Genomic DNA, 22,598 nt, shown 5'->3' on the forward strand with positions numbered 1-22,598 from the left:
TCACGTCCGGGGTACCGATGCAGGGTAGGTTCACGAAAGTCCGTACACCCGTTCGGCATTCGCAGTAGTCGCTTCGGCGAGTTCCAGCGCGTCGTCACCACGCACTTCTGCGAGGGCCCGCACCGTGTAGGGCAGACAGTACGACTCGTTGGGTGCGCCACGGAACGGATGCGGAGTGAGGAACGGCGCGTCGGTCTCGACGAGGACCTGCTCGCGCGGCACGCGGGGCGCGGCTTCGCGCAACGCCTTGGCATTCTTGAAACTGACGGTGCCCGAGAAACTCAGGTGGTAGCCGGCGTCGACACACGCCTGCGCCATCTCGGGGCCCGACGAGAAGCAGTGGAAGATCACGGTCTCGGGCGCACCCTCGTCGTGCAGCACCCGCAGCAGATCGTCGTCGGCCTCACGGTTGTGGATCATCAGCGGCTTGCCGAGGCGCTTCGCCAGATCGATGTGCCAGCGGAATCCCTCTTCCTGCTCAGCAGGTTCGGCGCAACCGTCGAGTTTGCCCGGCCAGTACAGATCGAGGCCGGTCTCCCCCACCGCGACGCACCGCGGGTCGGCGGCGAGCCGCTCGATCTCGGCGCGTGTCGGATCGTCGAGGCTGTTCGCTCGCGTGGGATGGATCGCCACGGCCGCGAACACCCGCGGGTCCCAGTGCGCGGCCCGCACCGCGAACTGCGCGGCGGCGAGGTCGTCGGCGACCGTGACCACCCGACCGACGCCCACCGCGGCCGCCCGATCCACGATCGCCGCGGTGGTCACCGCATCGACCGCACCGCACGCATCGAGGTGGGTATGGGCATCGACGAGGGGTGCCAGCGGTTCCGGGGCTTCGGGGGCGGGACGACTTCTACTCACGCCCTATAAAGTAATGGCCATCATGACTGTCGCCGATCCCACCCACCCGCCGTATTACGTGACCACCGCGATTGCGTACCCCAACGGGGTCCCGCACATCGGGCACGCGTACGAGTACATCTCCACCGACGCGCTCGCGCGATTCAAGCGCCTCGACGGCTTCGACGTCCGGTTCCTCACCGGCACTGACGAGCACGGCTTGAAAATGCAGCAGACGGCATCGAAGGAGGGAATCTCCGTCACGGAACTCGCGCGGCGCAACTCCGATGTGTTCGAGGCTCTCGACAAGTTCCTCAACGTCTCGTACGACCGGTTCATCCGCACCACCGACGACGATCACCTCGAGGCCAGCAAGGCGATCTGGCAGCGCATGGTCGACAACGGCGACATCTACCTCGACACCTACGCGGGCTGGTACTCGGTGCGCGACGAAGCGTTCTACACCGAGGCCGAGACCACCCTGCAGGACGACGGGTCGCGCCTGTCCACCGACACGGGCACGCCGGTCGAGTGGACCGAGGAATCGACGTACTTCTTCCGCTTGTCGGCGTACCAGGACAAGCTCCTGAAGCTCTACGACGAGCATCCCGAATTCATCGCCCCCGCGACACGGCGCAACGAGATCGTCAGCTTCGTCTCGGGCGGACTCAAGGACCTGTCGATCTCCCGCACCACCTTCGACTGGGGTGTGCCCGTTCCCGGCCATCCCGATCACGTGATGTACGTGTGGGTCGACGCGCTGACGAACTACCTCACAGGCGCAGGGTTCCCCGACACCGAGTCGGAGTCGTACAAGCGGTACTGGCCGGCCGATCTGCACATCATCGGCAAGGACATCACCCGCTTCCACACTGTGTACTGGCCGGCGTTCCTCATGTCGGCCGGTCTCGAACTGCCCAAGCGGGTGTTCGTGCACGGCTTCCTGTTCAACAAGGGCGAGAAGATGTCGAAGTCGGTCGGCAACGTCGTCGACCCTATCGAGATGGTCGAGAAGTACGGCCTCGATCCGCTGCGCTTCTTCCTGCTCCGCGAGATCTCGTACGGCCAGGACGGCAGCTACAGCCACGAGGCCATCGTCACCCGTATCAACGCCGATCTCGCCAACGATCTGGGCAATCTCGCGCAGCGGTCGTTGACGATGGTCGCGAAGAACCTCGACGGGCAGGTTCCGACGCCCGGTGAGTTCACTGCCGAGGACGAGGCGATGCTCGCGCAGGCCGATGCGCTGCTCGAGAAGGTCCGCGTCGAGTTCGAGGAACAGCAGATCCACCTCGGTCTCGAAGCGATCTGGCATGTGCTCGGCGAGACGAACCGGTACTTCTCGGCCCAGGAGCCGTGGGTGCTGCGCAAGACGGATCCCGCGCGGATGGCCACGGTGCTGTACGTGACGCTCGAGGTCGTGCGTGTCGTGGGCATCCTGGTCCAGCCGGTGATGCCGGATGCGGGCTCCAAGATCCTAGATCTGCTCGGTCAGGGGCCGGAGGCCCGGCAGTTCTCCGATATCGCGACGCGTCTCGTGCAGGGCACCGCACTACCGGCACCATCGCCGGTGTTCCCGCGTTTCGTCGACGAGGACTGAGCACACCCCACGCGTCATCCGGGTCCGGGCTGCATCCGTTGCGGCCCGGACTCTGTCGTCTCGGGCTGTGTCTCCGCCTCGGGCGCCGAGGAGAGGGACGGCGCCGAGGAGAGGGACGGCGCCGAGGAGAGGGACAAGGCCCGCAGCGCGCACAGCCAGCCGAGGCCGCCGATGAACATCCGTACGTAGTTCAGGCCGGTCCACCACGTCGCGAACGACTCGATCTCCTGCGCCGACCATTGATCGCCGCCGGATTGGAACAACAGCATCTGAGGCACGAAGTATCCGTAGCTGAACACGGCGTACACGGTCATCAGTACGGAACCGACCAGCCACCATCGGCGGTTCGGTGACGTCGCGCGCCACGCCAATACCAGGTTCACCACCGCGAGCAGTGCCACTACCGGCGAGACGAACGGCCAGAACACCCGTCCGGCCGAGTACATGCCGGAGTCGTGCATGATCCCGAGCATCCGGTCGGGTGGGGCGTCGGACCACAGTGGGACGACCACGAGTTTCTCGTACCAGCCGGCACCGAACTGGATTCCCACGAAAACCACCAGCAGACACAGGCACAGTGTTCGTATGGCTCTTCTCATCATCCACTCCCGGTCGATTATTCTCTGATTTAGAGTTGCTCGCTATTAGAGAGAATATTCCGGAGGGTGCGTGATGACATCAGGGAAAACCCGGAGCGCGGTCCTGAATTCGCTCGACGACGCGCTGCGGCGCCAGGCGTCACGTTCGGTGATGTTCCATTCCGCAGTTGCCGCCCATCTCGGCATCGCGGTCACCGATCTGACCTGCCTGAACATCCTCGGCCTCGACGGTCCCCGGACACCGGGACAACTCGCCGACCGGATCGGCATCACCCGCGGCGGCGCGGTCACCGCGATGATCGACCGGCTCGAGCGGGCGGGATACGTCCGACGCACTCGCGACACCGCCGACCGCCGCAGGGTTCTCGTCGAACTCGCAGATGAGGCGGCCGCCGACACGGTCGCCCCTTTGTTCGCCGGCCTCGGTTCCGCGGTCGCCACCCATTTGGACACCTACACCGACGACGAACTCGCGATTCTCCTGCGTATGACGAGTGGTCTCGCCGACACGGTCGGACGTGAAACCGCTGCACTGCACAACCGTGATCGACCCCCGAAAGACCCTTCTTAGCTGCGGCGACGGAACTTGTCGGTGCCGTCCGCCACACTTTCCTCATGCCGAGCAATGGAACATACATTCGAACCGATGAGGTGCGCGCCGAGATTCTGCTCGACGAGCTGAACAGCGCCTACGAGCGCGGGTGGCAGCCCGCCGACGTACTCCACATGGCCGCGCACTCGGGCGACCCCACCGACGTCCCCCTCGCCGCCGCGTCCGTGTTGTTCGATGCCCACCGCACCCGGGCGGCCCACCGCGCGCCCACCGAATGGCTGCACCAGGTCCGCACGATCGGCGACCGCCACCCCGCGATCGCTCGCATCACCGAACCCGACCGCCCGTTCGCGGCGAGCCTGTTCCGCGTACTGCCGCACGTGTCGCGGTTCCAGGTCGACGGGCTCGCCTACACATGGAAATACCTCCCCCGGTTCACCCACCTGACCACGCCTCCGTCGCTGTGGCCTCAGATCCGCACGGCACCGGACGGCACCGCTCACTCCGCCCCGGATCCGCGTGTGCTCGAACGCATCCGCGGGCTGCTCTCGAAGGCCGAATCCACCGAATTCCCCGACGAGGCCGAGGCATTCACCGCCAAGGCCCAGGAGCTCATGACCCGGTACGCGGTGGGCGCGGCCGTCCTCGACAGCGCCGGGTCGTCCACCGACCCGGTCAGGGGCCGACGCCTCCACCTCGAACGTCCTTACGCGAGGGAGAAAGTACTGCTGCTCACCGCGATCGGCGACGCGAACCGGGTCCGCACGGTGTGGTTCACGCGCGTGCAGATCGCAACCATCGTCGGCACCGTCGTCGACCTCGAGCAGGTCGAAATGCTGTTCACGTCGCTGCTCGTCCAGAGCACCCGCGCCATGAACTCGGCCGGAACCGCCGGCCGACGCGGTGGCGGCGCCACCTCGTTTCGCCGCGCCTTCCTCACCGGTTTCGCGAACCGCATCGGCGAGCGGCTCCGCGAGGTCCAGGCCCACGCCACTGCCGAGGCCGCCGCCGACGCGCGGGTACCCATGACCGATCTCGCGCCCATCCTCGCGCGACGCTCCGAAGCAGTCGACGCGGAGTTCCGGCGCCTGTTCCCCACCACCCGCTCCTCGGGCGGTCGCGGTGTCGACTCCGACGGTTTCCACGCCGGACGCGACGCTGCCGAGAACGCATTGCTCGCGCCGGGACGGTCGCCGCTCGGTCATTGAGCGCCCCACCCCGAGGTCTTTTCTGCGGTGTGTCACATTCCCGATCCGGGCGGTGTCCCATCACCGACACATTCGACACGTCTGCATTTCGACACGACTGTATTGGGGCGAGAACCATGAACAACACCCGATTCCACGTGGTGGTCGTCGGCGCCGGGTACGCCGGGGTGATGGCCGCGAACCGGCTCCTCTCCGAACACCCCGACGTCGCGGCGACCGTGGTGAATCCGCGATCGGTGTTCGTCGAACGAACCCGGCTGCATCAGCACGCGGCCGCGACCGGATCGGCGACACACGACCTCACCGACCTACTCCATCCCCGCGCCGAACTGCGCGTGGGCACCGTCGAACGGATCGACGACGGTGCAGTACTTCTCGGAGACGGATCGGTACTGACATGCGATGCCGTTGTGTACGCGGTCGGGAGCGGACCGGCCCGGGTGGACGTTCCGGGTGGCGAACGGACGTATTCGGTGTCCGACCTCGAAGCCGCGTCGGCGTTGCACACCGCGATCGAGGCGCTACCCGACGGCGCCACGGTCACGGTCGTCGGCTGCGGATTCACCGGCATCGAAACCGTGACCGAACTCGCCTCGGCGCACCGGAGGCACCGCTACACCCTCGTCGGCGATCCGGGCCCGGACCTCCCCGATCGCACCCGCCGATACCTGCGGCGCACCCTGACCGGATTCGGCATCGACATCCTGGCAGGCGTAGCCGTCACCGAGATCACCGACGGCCTTGTGCGATTCGACGACGACACCGAGTCGCCCTCCGACCTCACCGTGTGGGCGGGAGGATTCTCGGTACCCGATCTCGCACGCCGCAGCGGACTCGACGTCGACGACTCCGGCCGCCTGCGCGTCGATGCCACACTTCGGTCGACGAACCGCAACAACGTGATCGGTGTGGGCGACGCCGTCACCATCGCAGACCGGCCCTACGTCCGGATGAGCTGTCAGGCCGCGATTCCGCTCGGCGTGCACGGCGCCGGCACCGTGTGGGATGTATTGCAGGGGCACGACCCCGAGTCGCTGTCGCTCGGATTCGTCGCACAGTGTATCTCGCTGGGCCGCAGTCGGGCCGCGCTGCAGTTCACCACGTCCGCCGACACACCCCGCGCGACGGCGGTACGAGGACGGCCGGGTGCTCTCGCCAAGGAAGGCATCCTGCGTGGCACCATCTGGTTCATGCAACGCCAAGCCCGAGGCCACGCGCCTTACATCCCGGCGGGCCCCACCCCCGACACCGTGGTCGCACGGTGAACTCCGACGACACGTCGTCGGTCCAGGTGTTCACCGACCACCGTGGCCTGCTGTTCTCGATCGCCTACGAGATCACCGGCAGCGTCGCCGACAGCGAAGACGTGCTCCAGGACAGTTACCTGCGGTTCGCGAAGGTCGAGCCCGACACGGTCGAGGATCCTCGCGCATACGCGGCTCAGGTCGTCACGCGGCAGGCACTCAATTCGCTGCGTTCAGCACAGCGGCGGCGTGAGGAATACGTCGGGCCGTGGTTGCCCGAACCGCTCCTCACCGCTACGGACGAGCGCGGCACCGATCCGTCTGCGAGAGTCGAACTCGCCGAATCGGTGTCGATGGCAATGCTCCTGGTCCTCGAGACGCTGAGTCCGCTCGAGCGGGCGGTGTTCGTGATGCGGGAGGTGTTCGGATTCGACTACGCGCACATCGCCGACGCCGTCGACCGCACCCAGGCCTCCGTGCGGCAAGTCGCCCACCGCGCCCGCGACCACGTTCAGGAGCGTCGACGGCGGTTCACACCGGCAAACGAGGAGACCGACCGCGTGGTCGGTGAGTTCTTCGCGGCCGCGATGACCGGCGATCTCGACGGACTGCTCCGGCTGCTCGCACCCGACGCCGTGTACATCGCGGATGGAGGAGGCAAGGTCACAGCGGCCAAGGTGCCGGTCCACGGCGCGCAGAAGGTGGCACGCCTGTTCTCCGGACTCGCACGCGTGGAACTACCCGACATGACGATGGACACCGCAATCGTCAACACCGCACCAGGCGTGATCGTGTACTCACGCGGCGTGCTCGACCTCGTCTTCCTCTTCGAGATCGCAGACGGCCTGATCACCGGTGTCTACGCGGTGCGCAACCCCGACAAACTGACCCGATTCGGGGCATCGTCACCCTCGTGACAGGCTTGTCGTATGCGGATGGAACGACTCGGACGCGGAGGTACACCCGCTCAGGTACTCGGCGCTCTCGGTGAGCGCGCCCGGCGCCTCGGTACACCACCGCCGGCGGCGCTGACCGGAGCGTGGTTCGGTTCCGCTGCGGTGGTCGCGCCGTCGCTCGGGGCCGCACCGGTATCGGCCCAGGAGGCGTTCGTCTGCCCGAACGCACAGGTCCGAGCAGACGGCCCCCTCATCGGCGGTGGGTGGATCGGGTACCTCGCCTACCCGGACACGACCACCTCGCAACCCTCCGCACTGCCCGCCGCGGCGGGTGGCTGGACCGACACCGTCCTGCGTCTCGACCACGACGGGTGCTGGTGGTACGAAACCCTCACCGACGACACGTGTCCCGATGAACTTACCCTCGCAGTACTCGATCCCGCAGTCTCGGTCGGCAACACGGACACGGTCGGCAACACGGACACGGTCGACGACGCGGCGAACCCCGAACCACACTGGGGCATCGACTGGTCCCTGCCGGACCGTGATGCCCACCGACACGGCGTCGAGCAGTGCCTCGACGCCATCCGCGCGGGCGAGGTGTACCAGGCATGCGTGTGCACCCGGTTCACCGGCGACTACACCGGCAGCCCACTCGCCTTCTTCGCGGACGCGATCACCCGTACATGCCCGGACCGCGCTGCCTATCTCGAAGGACTCTGGGGTGCGGTGGCGTCGCTGTCGCCGGAACTGTTCGTCTCCCGGCACGGTCACCGACTCGCCTCGAGTCCCATCAAGGGCACGCTCCCCCTGAACCGCGACCCCGACGATCTGCGGGCATCCGTCAAAGATGTCGCCGAGAACATCATGATCGTCGACCTCGTCCGCAACGACCTCGGCCGGGTGGCCGAGCCCGGCAGCATCGCCGTGCCCGAACTCCTCGCCGTCCGGCCCGCACCCGGTGTGTGGCACCTGGTCTCGACAGTCACCGCGACCGCCCGTCCCGGCGTGTCCGTCCGCGATCTCCTCGATGCCACGTTCCCGCCTGCCTCGGTCACGGGGTGCCCGAAGACTCGTGCCCGGGAACTGCTGCAGCAGTGGGAACCGTCGTCGCGCGGCGTCTACTGCGGCACAGTGGGTATGGCGAGTCCGCTCGCGGGCACCGAGCTGAACGTCGCGATCCGCACCGTCGAGTTCGGTGCAGACGGAACCTGTGCACTCGGGGTGGGCGGCGGCATCACCATCGACTCCGACCCCGCGGCCGAATGGCAGGAATGCCTCGACAAGGCAGCGAGCACGCTGGCGCTCAGCACACCTCGTCGTGTGGAAGCGGTAGCCCGAACTGCGGCAGGAGTTCCCTGAGCTGCCCCGAGGTCGCGGAGCAGATCCGCTCGACGACCGCGCCGGCGTCCAGACTCCACGTGCGCAACACACCGTCACCGCCCGCGGCGATCACCGTGCCGTTGGGATGGAACATCACCTGCCACCGCCCGACCCCGGTATCGGTGATCGGTCCACCCACCGCGCGCATGCCGTCGGGATCCGAAACATCCCACAATCGGACCGTGCCGTCGTCGCTGCCACTGACAACGCGCTCACCGTCGGGCGACACCGACACCGAGTACACCGTGCCCGTGTGACCGCGCAGCGGCGTGGCGCGAGCGGTGAAACCTCCCGCGTCGTCGCGGTCCCACACCACCACCTGATGATCGTCACCACCGGTGACGAGAACCGAACTGTCGGGGGTGAACGCCAGACCGTTCACGCCCGCGGAGTGTCCCTCGGTGACGGTCACGGAACGGGGAGCAGACCGGTCCGTGATGTCCCATGCGTAGATCCGGCCGTCGGCGCTGGTCGTGACGAGGCTGCGTCCGTCAGGGCTGATCGCGGCGTGCCGCACCAGGTTGGTCGGTCCGCCGAGGGGTTCCCCCCACGGCTCGGGCGCTGCCGGATCGGACAGATCCCACAATTGCACCGAATGATCGTCGTTGCCCGTCACCAGTGTCGTGCCCTCCGGACCGAACGCGAGCACCGAGGTGAATCGGGTGGCGAGCACGAGAGGTGCGGCCAGCCGCCGCGGCGCCGCAGGCTCGGCGACGTTCCACAACTCGACGCTGCCACCCGAGGTTGCCGCCGCCGCCAGAACGTCACCCGACGGCGACAGTGCACTCACGTAGCCGCCGCCGAGCGGACGCGTGAGCTCCACCTGGCCGACACGGGACCACCCTCCGTCGTCGACGTGCCACAGCCGGACGACCGAGTCGTAGCTTCCGGTGGCGACGACGTCGCCGGTCCGGTCGGTGACGGGCAGTGTCAACGCCGCCGGGGATACGAACACGCGGCGATGCGGCATGGTCCAGATGCGCAGGTTCGCATCCTGACCCCCGGTGATGATCGTGTCGCCGGTGGGGGTGACCGTCAGTGCGGGTACACCACCACCGTGTCCCGTGAGCGCGGGTGCGAGCTCGTCGATCCGCCGGGCTTGCTTGTCCACCGACCACAGCTTCGCCGTGCCGTCCCACGACGCGCTTGCCAGGGTGACGCCGTCCGGCAGGAAGGACACGCTCCACACGCCACCGGTGTGTGCCCGCACCGGTGTGCCGAGTTGCTCGGGTGCCCGCGGATCGGTGGTGTCGAACAACCACAGCACACCGTCATCGCTGCTCGCGGCCAAGAGGGTGCCGTCCGCGTTGAAACCGACAGAATGCGCGACATCACCGAACCCGGTCAGGGGTTCACCCAGCGGGGTCGGCGCCGAGCGGTCGGACACGTCCCACAGTCGCACCGTGCGGTCGTCGCTGGCGGTGGCCAGCACCGAACCGTCGGTGCGGAACGAGACAGTCCGTACCCCACCCGAGTGACCGTGTATCCGTGTATCGGGGAACCGGCCTGTGGCGGGTGCCGAGGTGTCGAGGAGCACGACGGAGCCGTCGTCGTAGGGCACTGCCAGTGTCCGCCCGTCCGGGCTGTATCGGACGTTGTGCACAGCACCCGATCCCAGCACGCGATGGTCCAGCACCGGTCGCGGTGAGCCACGGTCGGACATGTCCCAGATCCACACACTCCCGTCGCCGCCGCCGGCGGCGAGATAGCGCCCGTCCGGGCTGAACGACACCGACGCCATGTAGTTCGACGACGACACCAGCGGTTCGCCGATCGACGAGATGTCCCCCGCCAACGACCACAGGCGCACCGTGCCGTCGTCACTGGCCGACGCCAACGTCGCACCGTCGGGCGAGACCGCGGCTCCGTAGATGGGCCCGGTATGCCCGACCAGGACTCGGGCCAACGGCACGCCCTGTGTGGCGAGGAGTCTCGAGTAGGCGACATCACTGTCGCCTTCGAGAGACGTCGCGGCCAGCGCAAGATGCGCCGACTCCGTCGGATCGTCCGAACGGGTCGAATCAGACAGCGCCACGACCTGCTGGAATTGCGCGGCCTTACGTTCTTCGTCGGCCCGGTTCTTACCGACCCACGCCAGACCACCCATCACGAGAGCGACGATCGTCAGCATCACCAGCCCCGCGAGGGCTGCGCCGCGGCGACGTCGCTGCCAATCGATTTGCCGCCGGGAGGCCCGGAGAAAGTCGCGGGCGGCCGGACTGATCGCGGCGACAGACCGTTCCCCCGCGGCCCGGCCACCGAAACGCGCGCCCTGTTCGGAGAGCAGATCCATCCGGCCGCGCTGATAGAGCAGGCCCCTGTTGCGGTCGCTCTCGATCCAGTTCGCAGCGTCGGCCTCGATCTGCTGACGGGACGCCGCGAACTGCCGATCCTCCTGGATCCACGACTTCAGACGCGGCCACGCCACGATCACCGCATCGTGGATGAGTTCGACGTGCCCCTCGTGGACGACGAGCACGCGCGCCGACACGAAGTGGTCCACGACTCTCGCCGCGGCCGCGCGGTCCTCGCTTCCGACCGCGAGAAGCACGGAGAGTGGGCGGGCCATTTTCACATCCGTGCCCGTGTTCGTCACGTAGACGAGGTGGACCATCAACGTCCGCACGATCTCGCGGTCGCGTTCGCCGAGACTTTCCCAGGCCCGCTCGGCGCTGGCCGCAATCGACCCGCGCACGCCGCCGGTCGCGCGATAGCCGGCCACGGTCAGCGCGCCACCGGTGCGTTTGTCCCACATCGTGTCGAGCAGATGCGACAACAGTGGCAGCTCGGTTCCCGTGATGTCCCCCGGCGCCAGCACACCCAGGTCATGGAGGATCAGGTCGACGAGTCCCGGTTCGAGACGTACACCGAGCAGCTTGGCCGGCGCAGAGATGACTTCGACGAGATCGTCCCGGTCCAACGGCTGGACGGCCTTGCTCCGGCGTTCGAGCGCACGGGCGAGCGCCGGGTAGGTCACGGCCTGCTCGTAGAAATCGGACCGCATCGTCGCAACCACGTGCGCGGGCGCATCGGTATCACCGGCCGTCGACATGTGTTCGAGCAGCGCCAGGAAGAGTGTGCGACTGTCTGGATCGTCGCATTGGGTGAACAGATCCTCGAACTGGTCGACCACGACAAGCAGCGTCGACACCGACGACTTCTCCGCTTCGGTGGCCATCGCCTCGTGCACCGCGGTCCGGTCGGCTGCGGCATCGCCGGAGAGCCCATCGAGTCCGGCGAGAGTCGGCAATGCTTCGACGAGACGGCCCACGGGGTCCGGGCCCGGGGTGAACACCACCGGAACGCAGTCGCCGCCACCGCACATCAAAGGGATCAGGCCGGCCTGGACGAGTGAGGACTTTCCCACTCCGGACGCGCCGGTCACGATCACCGGTCCTTGTCCGTGCGCCGCGACGACGGTGTCCGCCAGCATGCGCATGCTCTGCGTCCGGCCGAAGAACATCCGCGCGTCGTCGGCGCGATAGGCCGACAGCCCCTTGTAGGGTCGCGTATCCATGATCACCGTGGACGACCTGTCCGTCGACCGGCTGCCACCGGTCTCGCCTCGCGCGGCCTGCCACCACGTCTCCCACTGTTTGAGGGAGTACAGGCCCGGAGCGGGAGGCTCGACGGTGAGTTCGCGGGCGGAGCGGATCAACACGACGAGCACCGGGTGGACCGACTCGAAGCTGGCGGGGACACGCTTACCGCTACGCCAGTCGCTGATCCGCTGCACCGACACGGTGCGATCGTTTCCGACCGCACGCGAGATGGCGGACGCGCCCGACACGACCTTCTTCAGTGCGGGACGGCCCGCAGCGGCGAACAACATGAGGAGCTGGTCGGCGAAGAAGCGCCGATGGTCTGCGCCATGCGTCGCGTCCTCGTCCGCACTCACGTTCCGCGCCCTTCCGGTCTGCCTTCCGGGGGGAGAATCCGCCTTGGAAAGTCCGCTGCGGAAAAATTCCTCACCATGTCCGAGCTGGGATGATACCTGTTCCGCAGTGTTTCAGGATTGGAGAGCGTTGCCAACGGCGGAAAACTGATCACCACGCAAGGTCACCTTGCACCAGGGCGAGTGCTCGGCACCGGGCGGAACTGATCGAGGGGTAGTTCCATTCGGTGCGGCGGGCGTCCTGAATCGGGAGAGCGACGGCCGGACGATCGACGATCGTCCGGCCGTCGCGTTTTCGCGGTCGCGCCCGGTGTTCCGCACATACGTTGCGCCTACGCCGTGTCTGGTTCCCGGGTCGGTGGCTCACCGAGCAGGTACGGGTCGCGGTCGAGGTACGCCTTCGTCTCCCGCGCGATCATCCCGGACAGCAGGATCAGGCCGATGAGATTCGGCAACGCCATCAGACCGTTCATCACGTCGGAGAAGTTCCACACCACCTGGAGCTCGGTGGTCGCGCCGATGAACACCACGACCACGAAGATCGCGCGATAGGGCACGACGCCGCCGCGGCCGACCAGGCGTTCGACGCAGCGCTCGCCGTAGTACGACCATCCGAGGATCGTCGAGAACGCGAAGAACACGACGGAGATCGCCACGATCCAGTGGCCCCACTCGCCGCCCAGTCCGTCTGCAAACGCCGTGGAGGTCATCGCGGCACCCTCCTCGCCCGACTTCCAGGCGCCGGTGGTGATGATGACCATGCCGGTGAAGGTCACCACGATGATGGTGTCGATGAACGTCTGGGTCATCGACACCAGGCCCTGGCGCACCGGGTGTGTCGTGCGGGCTGCGGCGGCCGCGATCGCGGCACTACCCATGCCCGACTCGTTGGAGAAGATGCCGCGCGCAACGCCGTACCGCATCGCGGCCATGAACACCGATCCGATGAATCCGCCGGTCGCGGCGGTGCCGGTGAATGCGTCGCTGAACACCAGGCCGAGGGCTGCGGGAATCTCGCCGATATTGACGGCGAGCACGAGAATCCCCGCACCCACGTACAGAACGATCATGGCGGGCACGAACCCCGCGGTGACTCTCCCGATCGACTTGATTCCGCCCAGGAGCACAGCGGCGGCGAGCACCATCATGATGGCGCCACTGAGCCATGTCGGCACCCCGAACGTGCCGTCCATCTGCGTCGCGACGGTATTGGCCTGCGTCATGTTGCCGATACCGAAGCTCGCGAGCACCGCGAACACGGCGAACACCAGGCTCAGCACCAGACCGAACCTGTTCGGGATCGCGCGGGCGAGGTAATACTGCGGACCGCCGCTCTGCTCCCCCTTGGCATCTTTGGTGCGGTACTTGACCCCGAGGAACGCCTCCGAGTACTTGCTCGCCATACCGACCAGACCGGTCACCCACATCCAGAAGAGCGCACCGGGGCCGCCGAGATAGATGGCCGTCGCGACACCGGCGATGTTGCCCACACCGACCGTGGCTGCCAGCGCGGTGGTCAACGCCTGGTACTGGGAGATGTCGCCTTCGGCGGCGCCGGGGTCGTTTCGGGTGATCAACCCCAGTTTCAGTGCGGGCCCCAACTTGCGGAACTGCACTCCACGGAGCCGGATGGTCAGGAGCAGGCCGGTTCCGAGGAGGAGGGGGATGAGCAGGTACGGCCCCCACACCACCCCGGCCACCTCGACGAGGAAATCGTTGACAGCGTCCATACACCCCTCCTGCTCGTCCACCGATGGCTGAATCCGATGGAGGGAAAGTGTAGGCCCGGGGTGTGCCGGTGGAGAGGTCAGACTCGCCGGGCAGCCAGCACCGCGTCATACAGTTCTTTCTTCGACACGGCACTCCCCGCGACGTGGGCACACGCGTCTTTCAGCCGCATTCCGTCCGCGACCAGTCCTTCGACGTCGTCGACGAGGTCGGCGGGGTCACTACTGCGCGGAGCGGCGCCTTCGAGCACGACGGTGATCTCACCTCGAACCCCGTCCGCTGCCCACTCCGAGAGTTCGGCGAGAGTTCCGCGTTTGACCTCTTCGTAGGTCTTCGTCAGCTCGCGACACACCGCGGCGCGGCGCTGTCCGCCCAGAACCTCGACGGCATCGGCGAGACTCGCGGCCAATCGGTGCGGCGCTTCGAAGAACACGACGGCCCGAGGCTCGGTCGCGAGTGTCGCCAGCCATGTGCGGCGCTGGCCCTGCTTGCGCGGCGGGAATCCGTCGAAGCAGAAACGTTCGACGGGCAGGCCCGACAGTGCGAGCGCGGTGGTGACGGCGGACGGGCCCGGCAGGCACGTCACGGGCAGCCCCGCCTCGACGCATGCCGAGACCAGCCGATAACCCGGGTCACTCACCGACGGCATTCCCGCGTCGGTGACGAGCAGCACCGTGCGGCCGCCTTCCATATCGGCGATCAGCGCGGGTGCCCGCGACACTTCCACCTGGTCGTAGAAGCTCACGACACGGCCCGTGATCGTCACGCCGAGCGCGGAAGCGAGAGACCGGGTGCGACGGGTGTCCTCGGCCGCGACGACGTCGGCGGTGGCAAGCGCGTCACAGAGCCGCTTGGAGGCGTCGCCGATATCGCCCATCGGTGTTGCGGCCAGCACGAGCCGACCCTGTCCCGGATTCGCGTGTTGTCCCGGATTCCCCTGCTGTCCCGGATTTTCTGCCTGCATGCGGTTCAGCCTACGATCGGATTGTGACCGCGACGGACCTGCGCCCTTCCGAGGCCCCGCCCCGTCGCCTCTTGAGCCCCGCTCCGCAAGTGCCCCCTCCACCGTCCGGCCCGACCGATCGGGCACGCGGTTGGATTGTCACGGCGTTCATCACGGTCCTCGCCGCCATCACGCGTTTCACGATGCTGAACTATCCGACGGACGCCAGGACACCGGTGTTCGACGAGAAACACTATGTCCCGCAGGGCTGGCAGGTCCTCACCGGCGGCTGGATCGAGGACAACCCCGGATACGGCCTCGTGGTGCACCCACCGGTCGGTAAGCAGCTCATCGCGGTGGGTGAGGCACTGTTCGGTTACAACGGCTGGGGTTGGCGGATCTCGTCTGCCGTCGCCGGCGTCGTCCTCGTACTGCTGGTGGTGCGCATCGTGCGCCGGATGACGCAGTCGACGATGCTCGGTGCCGTCGCCGGGCTGCTCCTCATCGTCGACGGAGTCACGTTCGTCTCGTCGCGTATGGGCATGCTCGACATATTCCAGGCGGTATTCGTCGTCGCCGCGTTCGGATGCCTGATCGTCGACCGCGACGACATCCGGCGCCGTATGGCCCGTGTGTACGCCGAGGGCCGTCTCGGCGACTCGGTGTGGGGGCCTCGTTTCGGGGTGCGGTGGTGGCGCTTCGGGGCCGGCGTTCTGCTGGGGCTGGCGGTAGGCACCAAATGGTCGGGGCTGTACTTCATCGCGTTCTTCGGTCTGATGTCGGTGGCGTTCGACCTCGCTACGCGCCGGTCGTACGGCGTGCAACGACCGTGGGTCGGCACCGCACTCCGGGACATCGGTCCCGCGCTGTACGCGCTGGTGATGATTCCCATCGGCGTCTATCTGGCGACGTTCTGGTCGTGGTTCGCCAGTGAGACCGGCGTCTACCGACACGCGGTGGGCAATCAGATCGGCCACGACGGTGCGTTCTCGTTCGTGCCGGACGCGCTGCGGTCGCTGTGGTACTACAGCGCGAGTGTGCTGCAGTTCCACTCGGGTCTGACCAATTCGGCAGGCAACATTCATCCGTGGGAGTCGAAGCCGTGGACGTGGCCCATGGGGTTGCGTCCGATGCTGTACTACTTCGCGGACGGGTCGAACATCGACGGCTGCGGAGGCGACGAATGTGTCAAGGCCGTGATGCTCATCGGCACTCCGGCCCTGTGGTGGGTGTCGGTGCCGGTCCTCGGGTGGGGTCTGTGGCAGATGCTGGTGCGCCGCGATTGGCGTTGGGCGGCAGTGCTCACCGGTTACGGGGCGGGCATTCTGCCGTGGCTCGCGAGTCTCGATCGGCAGATGTACTACTTCTATGCGGTTCCGCTCGCGCCGTTCCTCGTCATAGGGGTCACGCTCGTTCTCGGTGAGGTGCTGGGTCAGCGTCACGCGTCGCCGGAGAGGCGAACCACCGGGCTGCTCGTGGTCTGTCTCTACGTGGGTCTGGTGGTCGCGAACTTCGTGTGGTTGTGGCCGATCCTGACCGGACTCCCCATCACTGTGGAGCACTGGCACAACGAGCTGTGGTTGCCCAGCTGGCGTTGACGCTCCCGGTCAGCTCGGCTCGTCGAACATCAGCTCGGCTCGTCGAACATCAGCTCGGCTCGTCGAACACTGTCGGTTCGTCGAACAGCTTGGGCTCGGCATCGCCTTCGCCGGTGTATCGCTCCCCGTCGAAGCGCTGCGCGAATCCGGTGTCGACTGTGCCGAGGAGCGCTCTCAGGGCGCCGAAGAGGTCGATGAGGTGCCGGGGCACGAACGGGTCGCCCATCACGTCGATCGTCGCGACCAGCCTGTCTTCGACGAGAAGAAGTTTGATGTGCGGCCACGCGCGGTTGAGTTCGAGCAACTCCTCGGCAGCCTGAGCGCGCCCGGTGATGCCGTGCAGCAGAGGCGCCCACAGCTGGATGGTGCGGGCACTGTCGTCGACCACGACGAACACCGCCTGCGAGTCGACGATGACGACGTAGTCTCCGTCTGCGTCGGTGGGGATGGGCCGGCCGAACTGTAGACGCAGTGCCTCACCGACGCGGGAGCGCAGTGTGCGGGGGGTATCGGGTTCGTCGCTGCGTAGGAAGGTGGGGTGCAGCACGCTGTAGGTCTCGCGCAGTGCCGAGACGATCCGCTGCGCGATCTCGTCGGCCTGACGTGCAGGGCTGATGCGCGGTGCGGAGCCCGTCATCTCGACCTCGATACTCCGTGCATCGAGCGCCACGATCGTCACCAGTGTGGTGTGATCACCTGCAGTCTCGGCTGCGAGTTCGATCCGCTCGCCACTTCCGAGCGCCGCGATCCGTCCGGCGAGTCGCGTGCGGAAACGGTTCCAGCCCCGTTCCAGAATTCCGTCGAAGCGGTCTGTGCGGGCCATCCGTGTCTCCCCTCTCGCAGTGCAACAGCGGGCTGCGGTCACGCTACTGCGAGGTGCCGACAACTCCCGTCAGGCGCACCGATCCGACACAGCGACGTCACCCGGTTGCGAGCCATTCGTGACGGGTACGCGGCATTCCGCTCGCGCCCGTGCCGGTGGGCCGGACCGCGAGAACCTGGTGGATCGTCAAACGTCCGGGTTCCTCGAAACCGAGGGCGCTCGCCGTGAGGTACAGCAACCAGGTTCGGGCACGCTGAGCGCCGACGAGTGACACTGCCTCGTCCCACGATTCCTGCAGGTTTGCGACCCATGCGCGCAGGGTCAGCGCATAGTGTTCGCGCAGCGCCTCGGAGTCGCGGACTTCGAGCCCGGCACGCTCGAACGCGTCGACGGTCCGGCTCAGCGGCAGAATCTCTCCGTCGGGGAAGACGTAGCGGTCGATGAATGTCGCGGGGCGGCTGTGCGACAGTGCCGCGGGGCGGCTGCGGGGTTCGGGGCGGTGCACCACCGACGCGATCGCGTGGTTGAGCAGCCGACCGCCGGGGACGAGAAGTCCGTGCAGGTGGCGCGCATATTCGGGGAGCTTTGCGGCCCCCACGTGTTCCGACATTCCGATGCTCGACACGGCGTCGAATGCACTCCCGTCGACGTCCCGGTAGTCCTGCAACCGAATTTCGATGCGATCCGACATTCCGGCATCGGCGATTCGCGCCCTCGCGAAGTCGCGCTGCTCGGCGCTGAGCGTGACGCCCACGACGTCCACGCCGTAATGCTGGGCCGCGTGCAGGGCCATCGATCCCCACCCGCATCCGACGTCGAGCAGTCGCATGCCCGGTTCGAGTCCGAGTTTGCGGCAGACCAGATCCAGCTTGTCGTGTTGTGCGTCCGCGAGGCCACCGGTGCCGGTGTCGGGCCGAGCCCAGTAGCCGCACGAATACACCATCGACGGGCCGAGAAACAACCTGTAGAAGTCGTTTCCGACGTCGTAATGATGCGAGACCACCTGCGCGTCGCGCCGCTTGCTGTGCAGGGCACCGCGCCGGCGAGGGATCTCGACCGATGGTGGTCTCGGCGGGAGCCCGACGATGCCGAGTGCAGCGAACTTCCGGGCGAGGCGCGCCAACTCACGCGGCGATGTGTCGCGCAGCGGGCGGCTGCCGAGTCTGCCGACGAGGTCCGGAATACCGAGAACCGCATAGAGATCGCCGTCGACCACGAGGTCGCCACTGACGTAGGCGCGGCTCAATCCGAGTTCGTTGGGGGCCCACAGCACGCGGCGCAGCGCCCGCCGGTTGCGGAATTCGACCCGTGCAGCGGCATCGGGCGGTCCCGCTTCCGAGCCGTCCCAGCAGCGGAGGTGGACTGGAAGTGGCACTCGCAGAAACTCTTCGAAGGCAGACAGGAGGTCGCGTGCGGCGCTCATCCCTTCACCATGGCACAGAGCGCGATCACGCACCGGCCTTCGAGTATGTCGACGATCGCGAGCCCTGCACGCGAGAGCGTCGTGCTGATCTGCATCGACAGCTGCCCGGCCGAATCGCCGTGCCCCGGTGAGTCGAACACCCACAGTTGCCCGGCGGTCCCGAGCAGGTCGGGGATGCCGGCGAGCCGCGACACATCGCTTCCACGGAACTCCGGTACCCCGAACGCGCAGACGAGATCGGATGCGCCGGTCGCGTCGGCCAAGGTGACGCTGGTCCGGATGACACCCCCTGGCCCGACACGCACCGCGAACGCGTCGGCTGTGGTGTCCGCTCCGATCACGAGGACACTGCATCCCGGCTGCGGATCCGTCACCTCGATCGCGAAGGCCGCACGCTCGGAGGTCACTCGACGCGTCTGAGCAATCGCCGTCGTCGACCACCGGTGATCAGCGGATCTCGCCTCAGGTCGCGGTACAGCGACACGCACAGACCGATCATCACGATGACGAACGGGGCAGCCGCGATGATCGTCATCGTCTGTAGTGCGTTGAGCGCCTCGGAGCCGCCCGTCCACAGCAGCAGCGCTGCGACACCACCGGTCAGACCACCCCAGAACACGACGATGCCGCGACTCGGTGTGAGCGTTCCCCGCTGCGTGAGGCTGCCCATCACCATCGATGCCGCGTCGGCGCCGGAGACGAAGAAGATCGCCACGAGCACCATCACGACGACGGTGGAAATGCCCACGAGCGGCAGGTGATCGAGCATCCCGAACAGCTGCGCTTCGACACTTCCGGCCTCGGCGATGTCGTACCCTTCCTCCTGCTGATTGATCCCGGCGCCACCGAAGACGGCGAACCACAACAGGCTCACGACACTCGGCACGATCATCACGCCGATCACGAATTCACGAATGGTACGACCACGGCTGATCCGCGCCAGGAACATCCCGACGAACGGCGCCCAAGAGATCCACCAGGCCCAGTAGAAGATCGTCCAACTGGACAACCATTCGCCCGCCTCCGGTCCGGACGCCGCAGTACGAGCCGACATCTCGGCAAGGTCGGCGGCGTAGGCGCCCAGCGTCGTGGGGATGAGATTGAGGATGAAGATCGTCGGTCCGAGCACGAATACGAACAGGGCGAGCACTCCGGCAAGCACCATGTTGATGTTCGACAGCCATTGGATGCCCTTCGCGACACCGGAGACGGCGGACGCGACGAACGCGAGGGTGAGAACCGCGACGATCGCCACGAGAAGCCCCACGCCGGCAGTCTCGAGCCACCCGGTGACCTCGAACCCCGAGCCGATCTGAAGTGCGCCCAGGCCGAGCGACGCAGCCGTTCCGAACAGGGTCGCATACAGGGCGAGGATGTCGATGAGCTTGCCGAGGGGGCCTTCGCTACGGCGTCCGAGAAGCGGGATGAACGCGGCGCTCACGAGTTGCTTCCGGCCTTTTCTGAAGGTGCCGTATGCAATCGCCAGACCCACCACCGCGTAGATCGCCCACGGGTGGAGGCTCCAGTGGAACATCGTGGTCGCCATCGCCACGCCCGTTCCACCATCTGTGCCGGGCGGCGGTGTCACATAGTGCGACACCGGCTCGGACACGCCGAAGAACATCAGTCCGATGCCCATCCCGGCGCTGAACATCATGGCGATCCAGCTGACGGTGCGGAACTCCGGCACCTCGTCGTCCTTGCCGAGCGGGATCTTCCCGTATCTGCTCACCGCGATCCACAACACGAAGATGACGAACGCTGTGGCGCTGATGACGAACAGCCAGCCCATCTCGATGACGATCCAGTCGAGAACGGATCCGGTCACGGAGTTGAAGCTGTCCGGAGCCGCGAGGCCCCACACGACTATGGCGACAACCAGGGCCGCGGAGATTCCGAACACGACGCGGTCGGTGCGGATGCGCGGTGGGTCGGTCGGCGGAGTATCCGGAGGTCCGACGGCCACAGCGGCTTCTGCGTCGTGAATCCGGTCGTCTGGCACAGTCATATGTCCCAACTTTCCTTCATTGACTCGAAATTGTGCCGCTTTCGCAGAACTTGATCGGCACTCTGTGCGGTATTTCCTGCGCCGTCCGGGCCACTGTTCCCGGTGCGTGGCGACGGTAGTGGATGACGCCGCTGACGCGCGTGTGGTGGCGTGGCGCGCTCGGGAGGTCGGCGTGGTTCCCGGAATGCCGAGGACGGATCTATCGTTGCGGCGAAATCATTTGAAGTGCAATTTGTTCCATATGATGCCGGTGCCGCATGGGACAGCCGGGACCCGAAGCCCCTGATCAGGCGGCGGCATCCAGCGTGGACCCGCAGATGTCGAGACTTGTCGCGGGAACGCCTCGTAGTGGTTGTTCCGTGCCATGGTTCTCGATCATCTCATCTCCGCGACCGATTTCGCCGAAGCACCGGGGCGGGGGTGGCGGGCGACGCTGTGCTATCGCGCGAAGGCCGTCGCTATCGCGCGAAGGCCGTCGTCATGCGCGCAGCGCGGCCTCGACGAACTCGATGATCTCCTCGTCGGTCATTCCCAGGACACGCGCAGATGCGACGTACTCGGTCGTCGCCTGCTGTGCGAGCGAGCGTGTCGGGTCGCCCGAATCCGAGATGAACGTCCCGGCCCGTCCCCGTGTTTCGAGTACGCCTAGTTGCTCGAGCTCCCGATACGTCTTCGCCACCGTGTTCGGCGCGATCCCGAGGGTCTCTGCCATGCCACGCACAGTGGGCAGCTTCGTGCCGGCGATCAGCTCCCCATCCCTGACAAGTTCCACGATCCGCCGTCGGAGTTGCTCGAACGGTGGGACGGATGAGTCCGAATCGATCACGATATCGAGCATTACTGCAGGCTAGCAGCGTCCTCGAGAGGTTTCGACCGGAAGAAACGGCGGCCCCGATACGTGACCGCCGGTTCGGCCCAGCGACCGCGAGAGTCAGACGCGCACCTTGTCGCTGTGGCGACCGTCTGTGTCGTCGTCGACGGTGTTGTAGCTGCCCTTCTCGAGCAGGTCGCGGATCTGGATGAGAAGATCGGTCTCGCTCAGCGGCTCGTCTTCCGGCTCCTTGTCCGGTGCGAACCGCGCCTTCGCAGCGTTGACCGGCACGATCAGGACGAAATACACAACCGCGGCGATGATGATGAAATTGATCATCGCGGAGATCACGGCGCCCAAGTTGATGAAGGTCGCTTCGTTCGACGCAATGATCTTGAAGCCGAAACCCATCTCGTTGTCGCCGCCGACCGCCGCAACGAGCGGGTTGACGATGTTGTCGGTGAACGCAGTGACGATGGCGGTGAAGGCGGCACCGACCACGACGGCAACCGCGAGTTCGATGACGTTTCCGCGCAGCAGGAAATCCTTGAAACCTTTGAGCATATCCCCCGGGCCTTTCAGAAGAGAGCCACTTTGTGCAGGTATATCGACTCGGAAATGTTAGAGGGCCCGGCCTCCGAGCTCAACAGAGACATTTCCGACGTTCCCATCGGCAGTGCACAATCGAGACATGGCACACACCGCAACGATCTACCACAATCCTCGCTGCAGCACGTCTCGTAACACCCTCGCGTTCCTGCGCGAGGAGGGCCTGGAACCGACGATCGTGAAGTATCTCGACACCCCGCCGTCGCGCGACGGACTACGCAAACTCCTCGACGACGCAGGTCTACGGCCCAGCGAAGCGATCCGCAAGAAGGAATCGCTCTACAAGGAGCTGAACCTCGCCGAGGCATCCGAGGACGAACTGCTCGTCGCGATGGTCGAGAATCCCATCCTCATCGAACGCCCCCTCGTCGTCACTGGCAAGGGAACGGTGCTCGCGCGCCCCGTCGACAAGGTCCGCGACATTCTCTGAACGTCCC

General features: G+C 66.6%; 19 protein-coding genes. 8 read left to right on the top strand and 11 right to left on the bottom strand.

The features are described from left to right. Positions 1-30: 30 nt before the first annotated feature. Positions 31-861 carry a TatD family hydrolase gene (locus Q7514_RS19550; RefSeq protein WP_330134928.1) on the bottom strand — a complete coding sequence of 277 codons (831 nt, stop codon included), beginning with the start codon at positions 859-861 and terminating at the stop codon, positions 31-33. A 22-nt stretch (positions 862-883) separates the two neighbouring features. Here Q7514_RS19550 and metG point away from each other — a divergent pair, with 22 nt between their 5' ends. Further along, positions 884-2,440 (top strand): methionine--tRNA ligase, encoded by a 1,557-nt coding sequence (metG, locus tag Q7514_RS19555; protein WP_330134929.1) that lies wholly within the window; start codon positions 884-886, stop codon positions 2,438-2,440. A 14-nt stretch (positions 2,441-2,454) separates the two neighbouring features. On the opposite strand, the gene Q7514_RS19560 is transcribed toward metG, so the two are convergent. Continuing rightward, complete coding sequence (locus Q7514_RS19560; protein ID WP_330134930.1) at positions 2,455-2,991, bottom strand: DUF1772 domain-containing protein; 537 nt, start codon at positions 2,989-2,991, stop codon at positions 2,455-2,457. A gap of 121 nt (positions 2,992-3,112) precedes the next feature. Here Q7514_RS19560 and Q7514_RS19565 point away from each other — a divergent pair, with 121 nt between their 5' ends. The 5 genes from Q7514_RS19565 to Q7514_RS19585 all read left to right on the top strand — a co-directional run bounded on the left by Q7514_RS19565 (position 3,113) and on the right by Q7514_RS19585 (position 8,302). Continuing rightward, positions 3,113-3,610, top strand: coding sequence for a MarR family winged helix-turn-helix transcriptional regulator (locus Q7514_RS19565; RefSeq protein ID WP_330134931.1), 498 nt, complete (start codon positions 3,113-3,115; stop codon positions 3,608-3,610). Between the two features lie 44 nt (positions 3,611-3,654). Further along, positions 3,655-4,800: a DUF2786 domain-containing protein gene (locus Q7514_RS19570; protein ID WP_330134932.1), complete on the top strand. Its 1,146-nt coding sequence runs from the start codon at positions 3,655-3,657 to the stop codon at positions 4,798-4,800. 116 nt (positions 4,801-4,916) lie between these two features. Then, positions 4,917-6,065: an NAD(P)/FAD-dependent oxidoreductase gene (locus Q7514_RS19575; protein WP_330134933.1), complete on the top strand. Its 1,149-nt coding sequence runs from the start codon at positions 4,917-4,919 to the stop codon at positions 6,063-6,065. After that, entirely contained in the window at positions 6,062-6,961 is a 900-nt protein-coding gene (locus Q7514_RS19580) for an RNA polymerase sigma-70 factor (protein ID WP_330134934.1), read from the top strand. The genes Q7514_RS19575 and Q7514_RS19580 overlap by 4 nt, the downstream gene beginning before the upstream one ends. A 12-nt stretch (positions 6,962-6,973) precedes the next feature. Further along, positions 6,974-8,302 (top strand): aminodeoxychorismate synthase component I, encoded by a 1,329-nt coding sequence (locus Q7514_RS19585; protein ID WP_330134935.1) that lies wholly within the window; start codon positions 6,974-6,976, stop codon positions 8,300-8,302. Here Q7514_RS19585 and Q7514_RS19590 read toward each other — a convergent pair. The 3 genes from Q7514_RS19590 to rsmI form a co-directional block, all read right to left on the bottom strand. Further along, positions 8,247-12,221, bottom strand: a complete 3,975-nt coding sequence (locus Q7514_RS19590) for an NACHT and WD repeat domain-containing protein (RefSeq protein ID WP_330134936.1) — start codon at positions 12,219-12,221, stop codon at positions 8,247-8,249. The two genes, Q7514_RS19585 and Q7514_RS19590, sit on opposite strands and share 56 nt — an antisense overlap. Before the next feature lie 329 nt (positions 12,222-12,550). Further along, positions 12,551-13,948: an alanine/glycine:cation symporter family protein gene (locus Q7514_RS19595; RefSeq protein ID WP_330134937.1), complete on the bottom strand. Its 1,398-nt coding sequence runs from the start codon at positions 13,946-13,948 to the stop codon at positions 12,551-12,553. A gap of 77 nt (positions 13,949-14,025) precedes the next feature. Next, positions 14,026-14,910 (bottom strand): 16S rRNA (cytidine(1402)-2'-O)-methyltransferase, encoded by an 885-nt coding sequence (rsmI, locus tag Q7514_RS19600; protein ID WP_330134938.1) that lies wholly within the window; start codon positions 14,908-14,910, stop codon positions 14,026-14,028. A gap of 23 nt (positions 14,911-14,933) precedes the next feature. Between rsmI and Q7514_RS19605 the strand changes: the two genes are divergently transcribed. Next, positions 14,934-16,487 (top strand): dolichyl-phosphate-mannose--protein mannosyltransferase, encoded by a 1,554-nt coding sequence (locus Q7514_RS19605; protein WP_330134939.1) that lies wholly within the window; start codon positions 14,934-14,936, stop codon positions 16,485-16,487. A gap of 49 nt (positions 16,488-16,536) precedes the next feature. Here the strand turns inward: Q7514_RS19605 and Q7514_RS19610 are convergent, their stop codons facing one another. The 6 genes from Q7514_RS19610 to mscL form a co-directional block, all read right to left on the bottom strand. Next, a complete protein-coding gene (locus tag Q7514_RS19610) occupies positions 16,537-17,310 on the bottom strand; it encodes a T3SS (YopN, CesT) and YbjN peptide-binding chaperone 1 (protein ID WP_330134940.1) in 774 nt (257 codons plus the stop codon). 97 nt (positions 17,311-17,407) lie between these two features. Then, positions 17,408-18,733, bottom strand: coding sequence for a cyclopropane-fatty-acyl-phospholipid synthase family protein (locus Q7514_RS19615; RefSeq protein ID WP_330134941.1), 1,326 nt, complete (start codon positions 18,731-18,733; stop codon positions 17,408-17,410). Continuing rightward, positions 18,730-19,140, bottom strand: a complete 411-nt coding sequence (locus Q7514_RS19620) for a hypothetical protein (protein WP_330134942.1) — start codon at positions 19,138-19,140, stop codon at positions 18,730-18,732. Before Q7514_RS19620 ends, Q7514_RS19615 begins: the two co-directional genes overlap by 4 nt. Further along, a complete protein-coding gene (locus tag Q7514_RS19625; RefSeq protein ID WP_330134943.1) occupies positions 19,137-20,741 on the bottom strand; it encodes a BCCT family transporter in 1,605 nt (534 codons plus the stop codon). The genes Q7514_RS19620 and Q7514_RS19625 overlap by 4 nt, the downstream gene beginning before the upstream one ends. A 478-nt stretch (positions 20,742-21,219) precedes the next feature. Then, positions 21,220-21,579, bottom strand: coding sequence for a GntR family transcriptional regulator (locus tag Q7514_RS19630; RefSeq protein ID WP_330134944.1), 360 nt, complete (start codon positions 21,577-21,579; stop codon positions 21,220-21,222). Between the two features lie 93 nt (positions 21,580-21,672). Continuing rightward, positions 21,673-22,116: a large conductance mechanosensitive channel protein MscL gene (gene mscL, locus Q7514_RS19635; RefSeq protein ID WP_330134945.1), complete on the bottom strand. Its 444-nt coding sequence runs from the start codon at positions 22,114-22,116 to the stop codon at positions 21,673-21,675. Positions 22,117-22,243: 127 nt separating this feature from the next. Here mscL and arsC point away from each other — a divergent pair, with 127 nt between their 5' ends. Next, positions 22,244-22,591, top strand: coding sequence for an arsenate reductase (glutaredoxin) (arsC, locus tag Q7514_RS19640; protein WP_330134946.1), 348 nt, complete (start codon positions 22,244-22,246; stop codon positions 22,589-22,591). Positions 22,592-22,598: the final 7 nt, after the last annotated feature.

The sequence above is a fragment of the Rhodococcus artemisiae genome, assembly GCF_036327795.1.
GTDB classification, from domain to species: domain Bacteria; phylum Actinomycetota; class Actinomycetes; order Mycobacteriales; family Mycobacteriaceae; genus Rhodococcus; species Rhodococcus artemisiae.

Coding starts and splice junctions, on each gene's coding strand:
- metG (WP_330134929.1), top strand. CDS start 884: ATGACTGTCGCCGATCCCACCCACCCGCCGTATTACGTGACCACCGCG.
- Q7514_RS19565 (WP_330134931.1), top strand. CDS start 3,113: ATGACATCAGGGAAAACCCGGAGCGCGGTCCTGAATTCGCTCGACGAC.
- Q7514_RS19570 (WP_330134932.1), top strand. CDS start 3,655: ATGCCGAGCAATGGAACATACATTCGAACCGATGAGGTGCGCGCCGAG.
- Q7514_RS19575 (WP_330134933.1), top strand. CDS start 4,917: ATGAACAACACCCGATTCCACGTGGTGGTCGTCGGCGCCGGGTACGCC.
- Q7514_RS19585 (WP_330134935.1), top strand. CDS start 6,974: ATGCGGATGGAACGACTCGGACGCGGAGGTACACCCGCTCAGGTACTC.
- Q7514_RS19595 (WP_330134937.1), bottom strand. CDS start 13,948: ATGGACGCTGTCAACGATTTCCTCGTCGAGGTGGCCGGGGTGGTGTGG.
- rsmI (WP_330134938.1), bottom strand. CDS start 14,910: ATGCAGGCAGAAAATCCGGGACAGCAGGGGAATCCGGGACAACACGCG.
- Q7514_RS19610 (WP_330134940.1), bottom strand. CDS start 17,310: ATGGCCCGCACAGACCGCTTCGACGGAATTCTGGAACGGGGCTGGAAC.
- Q7514_RS19615 (WP_330134941.1), bottom strand. CDS start 18,733: ATGAGCGCCGCACGCGACCTCCTGTCTGCCTTCGAAGAGTTTCTGCGA.
- Q7514_RS19625 (WP_330134943.1), bottom strand. CDS start 20,741: ATGACTGTGCCAGACGACCGGATTCACGACGCAGAAGCCGCTGTGGCC.
- Q7514_RS19630 (WP_330134944.1), bottom strand. CDS start 21,579: ATGCTCGATATCGTGATCGATTCGGACTCATCCGTCCCACCGTTCGAG.
- mscL (WP_330134945.1), bottom strand. CDS start 22,116: ATGCTCAAAGGTTTCAAGGATTTCCTGCTGCGCGGAAACGTCATCGAA.
- arsC (WP_330134946.1), top strand. CDS start 22,244: ATGGCACACACCGCAACGATCTACCACAATCCTCGCTGCAGCACGTCT.